Consider the following 9,068-nt stretch of genomic DNA (forward strand, 5'->3'; position numbering starts at 1 on the left):
AGCGCCGCTCTCGTGATGCTGTCCGGTCCGAGTTCTGGATCGTCGGTAATGCCCAACAACTCTGCCAGCCGGTGCCGAGCCCGATTGACCCGGCTCTTGACTGTGCCAATCGCGACCCCGCAAACCTCAGCGGCTTCCTCGTAGGACATGCCCTGCGCAGTGACCAAAATCAGCGCCTCCCGGTGATCCACCAACAGCCTCGCAAGCGCCACCCGAAAGTCCTCAAAGTCGAGATGACCCTGCTGGTCAGGCAGCGTCATCAGCCTCTCGGCATAGGACCCGTCCACGTCCTCGACTTCCCTCTTGCGCTTCCGGTATTCGGATTAGAAGAGGTTGCGCAGGATCGTGAAGAGCCATGCGTGCAGATTGGTGCCCGCCTGGAAACGATGGCTGTTCGCCCAGGCGCGCAGAATGGTGTCCTGGACGAGATCGTCAGCCCGGATGGAATCGTTAGTCACCGAGATCGCAAAGGCGCGCAGGCTCGGAAGCGCCGCGAGGAGTCCGTCGCGTAGAGAGACTTCAACGGCCATGCCGTGACGCTCTCGTTGCCTCGAACTCCTGGATGAGTCCAAGCCGACGATCTGGCACAGGCTCCGCGATCAACTCCGCATCCATGACGCGCAGCCCAGCGAAAACCTGAGACTGTGCTTCCATCCGAGCGCGATGCAGCAACTCGTTGCTCCGTGAAGCATCGGGAGCAACACGCTGGTTCTCCGGCCAGTCGTCCTCCGCGCTGCGCGCCATGCGGCGTCTCCTCCGGTCTCGCTCTCGTTGAGAGTTACACCGTGAACGGTTCAGGTGCGGCTACGTTCCTGAGAGACAAACGATTTCTGAGCTTTCGTTACTGGGTCGTTGGAACGGGAGCGGGTGTGCGGCTTTGAACCCTTGGAGTCGCGTCACGGGAGTGGGCCTCGCCCCATCGCCGAAACCCGGAGACTGGTGGTAGCCAGGAGGGAGTCTGCTCAGCCAGTTGGGTAAGTGCTCCGGATCATTGAGATGTCTGAAGGCGGCGCTTAGCCCGACAGAACGCTTGCCAAATTGAAGGGCGGTGCTCGGGCTCGCGCCGAACCGCTGACAAATCCATCAATACTGAGGAGGTCCAAGATGCGCAGCCATGCCCTTGCCCGTCGCCTGACAACGCAGGTCAAGAAGACCTTCTGGTCTTCCGATGATCTGCTTCACGAACTCCAGGCCACATTGGCGGCCCTGGCGGACATCGAATGCCGCTACGAGCGAGATTGCGAGCGGATCGAGCAGTGGCCGAACGCGGAGGCCGAGCGGGCACGCTTGCGGGCAGAGCGGGAAAGCCGCCACAGCCGCGAACGTGAGCCCTACGTGCGCAAGCTCGATACGCTGCAACAGCGAATGCGGGCGCACTTGACCTCTGGTCTGTAAGGGGCGGTAATGCTCTCTGAACTGGCGTCTGGGCTGATCAGCCCGCAAACCCGAAATTCTGACGACCAAAAGGGAGAAAGCTCATGGCAGGGAAAGCTCGCGGACGGCCTTCCTGGAAGAAGAACACGGTGCGCTACAAGCAGGTGATCGCCCCGGCCAAGACGCGTGAAGGACAACAGAACCTTGCGAAGAAGAACCGCTACGCAAACCGCCACGGTTAGCTTACTGGTGAGCGGTGTGGGAGCCCGCTATTATTCCATCATTGGGCGACGATCGGGACAGATGCCCTGAGCGCCAACCAAACGGCAGACGTCGCCCTCCGCCTTGGCTGACCATGAGGAAGGTAGATGCGATGTAAACTCCGACGTGCGCTGTATTCGCAATGCTGGTCTCCATTTCTGTGGCTCATGCACAGCAGGCGCAAAGCGAAAGCCCGACCAGCAGCCCACAGCCCATGACTCCGACAGCAGGTATTGACCAAGCGGCCCTGGCGGGTAGCGCTCGGGCGAGCAAGTTGATCGGGAGCAAGGTTTACCACGGCGACATCTCTGTTGGGCAGATCGAGGACGTACTTGTTGATCTCAACCAAGCGAATCTAATCGCAGTGATTCTATCCGTTGGCGGCTTTCTCGGTGTGGGTGACAAGCTCGTTGCCGTTCCAGTCACTCAGATCAAGGTTGGCCCCGAAGCAAAGTTCACCACAGACTTGACAAGAGAGCAGATGACCGCTGCGCCAGCGTTTGACTTTGGCAAACTGCAATAGCCTCTTCCGAGCCCGGAGGGTCATCCAGATGCCTTCCAGACTTCTGCTTGATCGCGGGCACAGCCGCCAGAACCGGTCCTTTGTCATGCGACCGCCAAGCCCTCCGCCAGGGCAGCAATTGCCGAAACGGCTTCACAGAACGAGAGGGGACCACTCGACCAGCGGACGCCGAGAATCCCGCTGACAACACGCTTCAGAGAGACTCAACTCGGCTGACTCCTGACCTTCACGGCTTCTGTGAACGGGAACTCAAAGACCACCTCGTTCTGTTCATTGGCCACCTCGAAGTGGCTCGCGGACCAAACCGCTGTCCCATTCGCCTCAGCGTTCATGAGCCCGAGCGCTGCGGCTTTCGCCGTCTCCCAGGCTTGGTCAGCATCGTCCAACTGCTGGCCCTTACTATCGGGGAACCTCGCACCATCACGGTAGAGATGGAACAGATACCGTGGCATCCTTTCCTCCTTCGAGACCGCCTGACGGCCAATTCGGCGCGCCAGAGCGCTCATTGTTGTTCGGATAATACTTGAACCATCGGCTCTACCCTGTCGTGCAAGACTGCATTGCGGCATTTGCCTCTTAGGCTCGGGCTTGAATGGCTCGTCGAGATTCGACGCGAGGATCATGTAGGCATGTGTCACCTGCTATGCGGGAGACCGGGTGGAAACCAGGGACCGGGCATGTCATAGGGGTGGCATGATCCACGAACAAGCCTTCCCCTACACCTTGAACGTTCAGCCCTGCGACAGGCCAGCCGGGCATTTCCGCTGGACCATCCGCGAGCATGGCAAGCTGCTCCAGAGATCGGATAGATCGCACTCCTCTGAGCAGGCTGCCCTGAAGAATGGCCGGGCGGAGCTTGAACGCGTCGCCTCTGCCGGGCGGAGCCGATAAGGCATGGGCTGACCTGCCATTCCGGCGAGCAACTACTACTGACCTCATCACGTCTGACAGATTGCGGTATTGCAGAAGAGCAGGCGTTCAACCGGCCCCATGCGCGCGGGCATCAAGCAGCACCCATGCTGTCCAGCGGTGTAGGCGGGGATCGTTCCGATGGAAGCGGGACAACAATACGAGCCCGCAATCCTTCTGATTTATACAAGATGGTCACACGAGCACCGATCTGGTTCTTCAGCACCCGTTCGAGAAGCTGCGAGCCAAAGCCATGCCGGGTTGGCGGCTCGATCGCAGGGCCATCCCGTTCGATCCATGTTATGGCGAGTTCCCGGCGATCGGCTTCTCCAGCCAGAGTCCAGGAAACCGAGATAGACCCGCCGAGCACGGAGAGGGCTCCATACTTTGCGGCGTTGGTCGTCAGTTCATGAACCGCCATGCTGAGGGGCACCGCAACCGTGGCTGGTACGTCTACAGCGGGACCGTTAAGCTGAACCCGACCAGAGCCGTCATCATAGGGATCGAGTTCGTTGCACAGGAGATTTCGAGTGGAGATCGCCTGCCATTGATCTTCGGCAAGGCTCGAATGGGTTCGCGCGAGCGCCATGATCCGGCCCGTGAACGCCTGCTGGAACTCCTCCATGGTCGTTGAAGCACGAGCGGTTGAGCCCATGACAGCCTGAACCGTCGCGAGCATGTTCTTGACGCGGTGGTGCAACTCGCGGACGAGCAGAGCTTGCTGGTCCTCGGCGCGCTTGCGGTCGGTGATATCCACCAGCATGTTGACGGCCCCGACCAGCTTGCCTGAGCCGTCGTGGAGCGGGGTGGGATAGGGAATGAAGGGGACGCGGGTGCCGTCCGGGCGCTCGGCTATGGCCTCAGCCCCCCGGACTGCACGATCCTCTTTGAGGGCGACTGCCATTGGGCAGTTTTTGTGCGGCAGGGGTGTGCCGTCAGGCCAGAACAGCTTCCACGATCCGCACCACTCGCTCTTCCCGAGTTCCGGGCGGCAACCCCATAACTCGACAGCAGCCTCATTGTAGAACGTGATCCGCCCGGCGGCGTCGGTCGTGTAAACCGCTGCCGGGAGTGCATCGAGCAGTTGGCGGAACCGCCGATCACGTGCCCGTTCCCGAAGCAGTTCCTCGGTATGACTGCGATTTTCGCTGGTGGAATTCTGCCCGCCGGAGGCTTCATGGGCGTAGTTATCGAGAACGCGCTCGAATTCGCTCTCAAGGAGCGTGAGGTGAGGCTCGTGATCCGACATCATCTTCCCCGGCAGGTAGCCGGGGCACCCCAGCCTGCTGATCAACCTTGGCTAACGCGGCTTGGCCGGAAGGGTTTCAGGACCCGCTGCGTATTGCTCTCGCGGCAAGGTGACACAGTGCAGATAGGCTCGCCAGCGTAGGCATCCAGAACCGCCGTCAACAACGTCCAGGCCCCATAACGCTTCCCGCATCCCAGCAGGATAGCGCGCTCGCGCTTCTTCGATCACACCTGTCAGCAGGTGCAGGCAACTGCCGCTCGCATATTGAACGCCGCTTGAGACTGCTGGCTTTCTATGAAACTGTGTCACCTGCCCGTTATCGGTGTCGTCCTCAGCAATGGGCATGCTCCAATGTGCACGTGGTGGATGTGAGGCCGCGCCTTGAGATCAGCCAGAGCAAGTGGGCCGATGGCGCTGACACCTGACCTCGTCGCGCAGGTTCATCGCGTGCTGGAGGACCCTGGTCCCGATCCGCACCTCGCCTACCACACGGATGAGGACTACGATGCTGTCGTGCAGGGCCTCCTCGCATCCCATCCAGATGGACCGGAGACATGGCTTTTTGCCTATGGTTCCCTGATCTGGAAACCTGAGATTGAGCACATCGAAGCTCGCAAGGGAACGGCGCAGGGGTGGCATCGCTCCTTCTGCTTCCGGGTCGAGCGGTTCCGAGGCACTAGGGAGCAGCCGGGACTGATGATGTCACTTGACCGAGGCGGTCAGTGCCACGGAGTGCTGTTTAAGCTCGCGCCAGAAAACCTGGAAACGCAGCTTGGAAAGCTTGTGCGACGGGAGATGACTGTGAGGCCGCCCAACAATATCCCGCGCTGGATTGCTGTGAACACGGAGCAGGGACCCGCACGTGCGTTGGCCTTTGTGATGAACCGGCAGTCTCGCTTTTATGTCGGCAGGTTGCAGCCGGAAGTGATTGCAGACGTATTGGCGAGCGCGTGCGGCCACTGGGGCTCGTGCGCCGAATATCTCTGCAACACGGTCGCTCACCTCGCGGAGCACGGTATTCGGGACCGTAATCTCTGGCGCTTGCAGGCGCTTGTGGCCGAGCGGATCAGGACCACAGCGGCGCATGATGGGCATCCTGCAACGACCGCCACCTTACAATGCTCACGCGGACTTATTGCGACTTGATCGTGAGGGGTCGACCAGCAAAGTGAAAGGTCCTTCGTGCCGACTCGGGAACGAGTCGCCTGATCAGTGATGCGGCTGGGGAACTTAGCTCAGGACCACTCCCATGTTCTCTCACTCTTGCGGCACCGGTCCCACGTCGCTCGGAGCGCAGCGGCTTCAGCGCGTTCCCGGCGCACACTCTCCCGCAACCGTGAGATGGCGAGATAGGCCGCGTCCTTGGTAAGATTATGTTCCTCCAGAGCTTCTGTCTCGTGGACGAGCTTTTCGATTGCGCGCTCACGCGCCACAGCCCACGTATCGAGGGCCTGCGCCCGCGCGAGAGGATGCGGTTGATGGCTCGTTCTGGTCATCAGGGCATGGTGGAGATCGCACCAAGCCAGGATTTCTCGGCTCACAATGCGACGAAACAAGGGACTTCGTGCAATCCCGGAAAGCACATCGCGTCGCTTCGGCGAGGAGACCCAGCCCAAGAGAGGTACCGAGGACGGCAGGTCAGGAATAGTGTGCGACATCGGACGATGCGGCTCAGGGCTCGGCCACACGGCTCTCATCGCGACTCTCCCGCGACAGGGATGAGCGGGTTTGGCAGGTTTTCAGGATCGTTCGCTGATGGTCTGTGGGGGCCGGAATGTGGATGACCCGCAGCCCTTCGGCGGGGCAGGTCCAAGATGCTGCTCCAGTCCGTGCCTTCCTTAACCTCAAAGACCTGTCCGTCCGCGATCATCCTGGTGAGCAGCTTCGTGACCAGGACGAGATGCACCGGCTTCTCCAGGAACGGCATCGCGCGAAGTTCACCTGGAATGAGGCTGGTGTCGGTCCAGGAGGTGTAGAACAGGAGCGGGATGCCTCTGCGGATCAGTACGCCCGCGAGATCGAAGGCAAGGCCGTCCCACAAGGCAACATCGAGAACGGCGGCATCGGGGCGGTTGCTCGCGATCCAGGTGCGGGCTTGCGAGACCTTGGTGAAGGGGCCGATGATCTCCAGCCCGGCTCGCGTGAGGGAGGTCAGGAGAGCAAGGTTGGGGATCAGGTCTCGCTGGAGCACCAGGACGCGCGGCTGAGGGCACACTTCATCGTTCGCGGGTGCACTGAAATTGCCCGCACTCGCTTTCCAAAGGATCGTCACGCAATGTCTCCAGGATTGCGCCTCGCGAGGCGCAGATTGCAAAGGGATGGTCGTGCAAGGCTGACGTGGTGCATTGCAAACTGCTGCACGACACCAGAGGGGAAGGTGTGCGGTTAGGCATGGCTGCCACCGCCCGAACTATCGTTCTCTCGATCGGGCTTGATGGACGCAGCCCCTGATCCCGATCGCGGGGATTGCCGCTTGGCATGGAGGTATTCGCGCAGGGCCTGAAGCCGGGTGCGGACGTGATCGCGAACCCGCGCGGTGCTCTCGGAATTGGATGCCTGACCGTCACTCTGCACAGGATCGCCCCCGGCGGCCGAACGAGTAAACGATCGGTAAATGCCACGCGAGCTACAAGCCGTCTGTAAGGAACCCGACAGATTGGCAAAGAACTCGTCTAAAGTTATACGATTAAGCCTCCGGGCTGCCCTGTTCTGGTCGCCTTCGCGTGGCTTGGCTGTTGGTCATGCCAAGGGAAGCGACAGAAGGTGTTCAGCGCTGCGCGGCTGATGCAGCCACACGCACGGGCAGCCTCCTCGAGACCGGTGCTGTTAGTTGTGTGAGACGACGAGACTCAACTCGCTATGAGCTACCGCGCGGCCCTGAAGTCGAGGCTTGCGGAGGCGGCCTCCGGCGGGTCAGCACTCCCGACCGGGGACCTAACCAAACCATCTCGCCAGAAGGCAGTCTGGCTAATCCGTTGCACTACGCCCACTCCGTTTCCTCATCGCATCGCCATTCGGGGAAACTCGAATGCCCCTGCCACTGGTTCTTAATGGAAGTTCGTGGCCCTGCATTCCGCCAGAAGAACTCTGGCAAGCTGATCTGATGTTTTCCGCAGAAACGGACACAATTGTGGTCCGGACTGCCCTAGTGCGACCCGAATCGGGACTCACCTTGAGCAACGGAATGCAACGGAGGTCGCCGATGATGCGCGGCGGTAGACCTGCTGGTGGAGTCCCTCTTCAGTCCGACACAGAACTCCTGCGGGCGATCCGCAACGATCTCCGGGATGTGTATGAGATCATCTTGCAACGACCGCCACCGCACAATGTGCGCGCTGTGCTGTCCCGGCTCGATCACGAGTGGGCACTTGGCGAACTCAAAGGCTGGTCGTGCAGACGGGGTGGGCGTGCCACCTGATCAGGGATCGACCACGAAAATAGCCTCGCGCGGTGGCTCCGGCCACGAGGCTCTTGTAAGGCCCGGCCGGGCGGGAGCGGGCACCAGCACGGCACCGCCGCAGCACAGCCAAGGTTCCGTGAAAACCGAGGAGGAACATTCCTTCGGGTCCTCGGTTGATGCCTTACTGCTTTGGTTTATTGCCTGATGAATGATTTGCCCGAGCCCCGCATGACCGTTCTGGTCGTGGAAGATGAGACCCTGCTTCGCAACTTTGCGGCAGACTTCCTCGACGAGGCGGGATTCAAAGTCTTTGAAGCGCTGAATGCCGAGGAGGCCCTCACGATCCTTCAAGCCCGCCCCGACATTCAGGCGGTGATCACGGATGTCGAGATGCCAGGGCCACTGAACGGCTGTGATCTCGCCCGTGTGGTTCACAAGCGCTGGCCGGGAGTCCGGGTGATTGCCACTTCGGGGCGAGCCCAGCCTCCGGCAGAGGAATGGCCCGAACACATCCCGTTCATCACCAAGCCGTACCTGCCGAACACCATCGTTGAACTCGTCAAGCGCCTCGCGAAGCCGCAGGTTATTGCTCTCAGGCCGGAGCCATGAGCCCACCGCAGATTTCACACACCCCTCGGCAGCGCAGCCATTCGGATGCCAAGGGCAATGGGGTAGCCCAATGATGCCGTTGACCAGTCACGACTTGTCCACGTGAGTCTGACGGGTCAGGCCCTCGGCGGGAAATGGCTGACGCCCCCGAGGGCCACCCCGGACAGGAGGTTGAGGACAGCATGGTGACGCACTACTACTTCCATCTCGTGAGTAAAGACGATTGAGGTGGCTCGGTTTGTCGGAACAGCGTTTTCGGTTCGCTAAGTGGAGCGTCTGCCGGGGTTAAGCCGCCGCGAGCTGCGGCAGCGGGTTGAAGTAGGCCTGATCGGGCGTCCGCTGGTCAAGGCTCGAATGAGGCCTCTGGCCATTGTAAAATGCCAGATATCGGCTGATCGAGGCGCGTGCCTCGGCGACACTGTCGTAGGCTTTCAGATGCACCTCCTCGTATTTGATGGATCGCCAGAGCCGCTCGACAAAGACATTGTCCCGCCAGGCGCCCTTGCCATCCATGCTGATCACGATCGCATTCTTGAGCAGAACACCGGTAAAGTCATGACTGGTGAACTGGCTTCCTTGATCGGTGTTGAAGATCTCCGGCCGGCCATAGCGGGCCAGCGCCTCCTCGAGAGCCTCGATGCAGAACGCCGCCTCCAGCGTGATGGACAGCCGCCAGGCCAGAATCCGTCGGCTGACCCAGTCGACCACCGCCGCCAGATAGACGAACCCGCGCGCCATGGGGA

General features: G+C 60.9%; 11 protein-coding genes and 1 pseudogene. 5 read left to right on the plus strand and 7 right to left on the minus strand.

Annotation, left to right across the window (positions count from 1 at the left end; genetic code table 11):
* Both BN1233_RS31640 and BN1233_RS31645 read right to left on the minus strand, forming a co-directional pair.
* Positions 1-530, minus strand: a pseudogene (locus tag BN1233_RS31640) (sigma-70 family RNA polymerase sigma factor); the annotation flags it as partial.
* Complete coding sequence (locus BN1233_RS31645) at positions 520-744, minus strand: hypothetical protein (protein WP_046867635.1); 225 nt, start codon at positions 742-744, stop codon at positions 520-522. The gene BN1233_RS31645 and the pseudogene BN1233_RS31640, both read right to left, overlap by 11 nt.
* A 360-nt stretch (positions 745-1,104) precedes the next feature.
* On the opposite strand from BN1233_RS31645, the gene BN1233_RS31650 reads away from it, so the two are divergent.
* The 3 genes from BN1233_RS31650 (at position 1,105) to BN1233_RS31655 (ending at position 2,158) form a co-directional block, all read left to right on the plus strand.
* The gene (locus tag BN1233_RS31650) at positions 1,105-1,395 is read left to right on the plus strand and encodes a hypothetical protein (RefSeq protein WP_046867636.1); all 291 of its coding nucleotides are present in this window, start codon (positions 1,105-1,107) and stop codon (positions 1,393-1,395) included.
* An 83-nt stretch (positions 1,396-1,478) separates the two neighbouring features.
* On the plus strand, positions 1,479-1,616 hold the full coding sequence (locus BN1233_RS47540) for a hypothetical protein (RefSeq protein WP_154678321.1): 138 nt from the start codon (positions 1,479-1,481) through the stop codon (positions 1,614-1,616).
* Between the two features lie 161 nt (positions 1,617-1,777).
* The gene (locus BN1233_RS31655) at positions 1,778-2,158 is read left to right on the plus strand and encodes a PRC-barrel domain-containing protein (RefSeq protein ID WP_052764006.1); all 381 of its coding nucleotides are present in this window, start codon (positions 1,778-1,780) and stop codon (positions 2,156-2,158) included.
* A gap of 203 nt (positions 2,159-2,361) precedes the next feature.
* On the opposite strand, the gene BN1233_RS31660 is transcribed toward BN1233_RS31655, so the two are convergent.
* Together BN1233_RS31660 and BN1233_RS31670 are read right to left on the minus strand one after the other, a co-directional pair.
* Positions 2,362-2,610 carry a DUF6894 family protein gene (locus tag BN1233_RS31660; protein ID WP_046867764.1) on the minus strand — a complete coding sequence of 83 codons (249 nt, stop codon included), beginning with the start codon at positions 2,608-2,610 and terminating at the stop codon, positions 2,362-2,364.
* Between the two features lie 551 nt (positions 2,611-3,161).
* Complete coding sequence (locus tag BN1233_RS31670) at positions 3,162-4,319, minus strand: sensor histidine kinase (protein ID WP_082145766.1); 1,158 nt, start codon at positions 4,317-4,319, stop codon at positions 3,162-3,164.
* Between the two features lie 405 nt (positions 4,320-4,724).
* On the opposite strand from BN1233_RS31670, the gene BN1233_RS31675 reads away from it, so the two are divergent.
* On the plus strand, positions 4,725-5,462 hold the full coding sequence (locus BN1233_RS31675) for a gamma-glutamylcyclotransferase (RefSeq protein WP_046867638.1): 738 nt from the start codon (positions 4,725-4,727) through the stop codon (positions 5,460-5,462).
* Between the two features lie 89 nt (positions 5,463-5,551).
* Here BN1233_RS31675 and BN1233_RS49260 read toward each other — a convergent pair whose 3' ends face one another.
* Positions 5,552-5,812: a hypothetical protein gene (locus tag BN1233_RS49260; RefSeq protein WP_046867639.1), complete on the minus strand. Its 261-nt coding sequence runs from the start codon at positions 5,810-5,812 to the stop codon at positions 5,552-5,554.
* 197 nt (positions 5,813-6,009) lie between these two features.
* A complete protein-coding gene (locus BN1233_RS43590; protein WP_048709338.1) occupies positions 6,010-6,588 on the minus strand; it encodes a response regulator in 579 nt (192 codons plus the stop codon).
* Positions 6,589-7,944: 1,356 nt separating this feature from the next.
* Here BN1233_RS43590 and BN1233_RS31690 point away from each other — a divergent pair.
* Entirely contained in the window at positions 7,945-8,325 is a 381-nt protein-coding gene (locus tag BN1233_RS31690) for a response regulator (RefSeq protein WP_074078403.1), read from the plus strand.
* A 285-nt stretch (positions 8,326-8,610) separates the two neighbouring features.
* Here the strand turns inward: BN1233_RS31690 and BN1233_RS31695 are convergent.
* Positions 8,611-9,068 (minus strand): DDE-type integrase/transposase/recombinase (locus BN1233_RS31695; RefSeq protein WP_046867640.1); only part of this gene is annotated, 458 nt, incomplete at its 5' end.

The sequence above is a fragment of the Microvirga massiliensis genome (assembly GCF_001006805.1).
Classification (GTDB): Bacteria; Pseudomonadota; Alphaproteobacteria; order Rhizobiales; family Beijerinckiaceae; genus Microvirga; species Microvirga massiliensis.

Excerpts from the sequence above, each read along its gene's own strand:
- BN1233_RS31645 (WP_046867635.1), bottom strand. The coding sequence starts at position 744 with ATGGCGCGCAGCGCGGAGGACGACTGGCCGGAGAACCAGCGTGTTGCT.
- BN1233_RS31650 (WP_046867636.1), top strand. The coding sequence starts at position 1,105 with ATGCGCAGCCATGCCCTTGCCCGTCGCCTGACAACGCAGGTCAAGAAG.
- BN1233_RS47540 (WP_154678321.1), top strand. The coding sequence starts at position 1,479 with ATGGCAGGGAAAGCTCGCGGACGGCCTTCCTGGAAGAAGAACACGGTG.
- BN1233_RS31655 (WP_052764006.1), top strand. The coding sequence starts at position 1,778 with ATGCTGGTCTCCATTTCTGTGGCTCATGCACAGCAGGCGCAAAGCGAA.
- BN1233_RS31660 (WP_046867764.1), bottom strand. The coding sequence starts at position 2,610 with ATGCCACGGTATCTGTTCCATCTCTACCGTGATGGTGCGAGGTTCCCC.
- BN1233_RS31670 (WP_082145766.1), bottom strand. The coding sequence starts at position 4,319 with ATGATGTCGGATCACGAGCCTCACCTCACGCTCCTTGAGAGCGAATTC.
- BN1233_RS31675 (WP_046867638.1), top strand. The coding sequence starts at position 4,725 with ATGGCGCTGACACCTGACCTCGTCGCGCAGGTTCATCGCGTGCTGGAG.
- BN1233_RS49260 (WP_046867639.1), bottom strand. The coding sequence starts at position 5,812 with ATGACCAGAACGAGCCATCAACCGCATCCTCTCGCGCGGGCGCAGGCC.
- BN1233_RS31690 (WP_074078403.1), top strand. The coding sequence starts at position 7,945 with ATGACCGTTCTGGTCGTGGAAGATGAGACCCTGCTTCGCAACTTTGCG.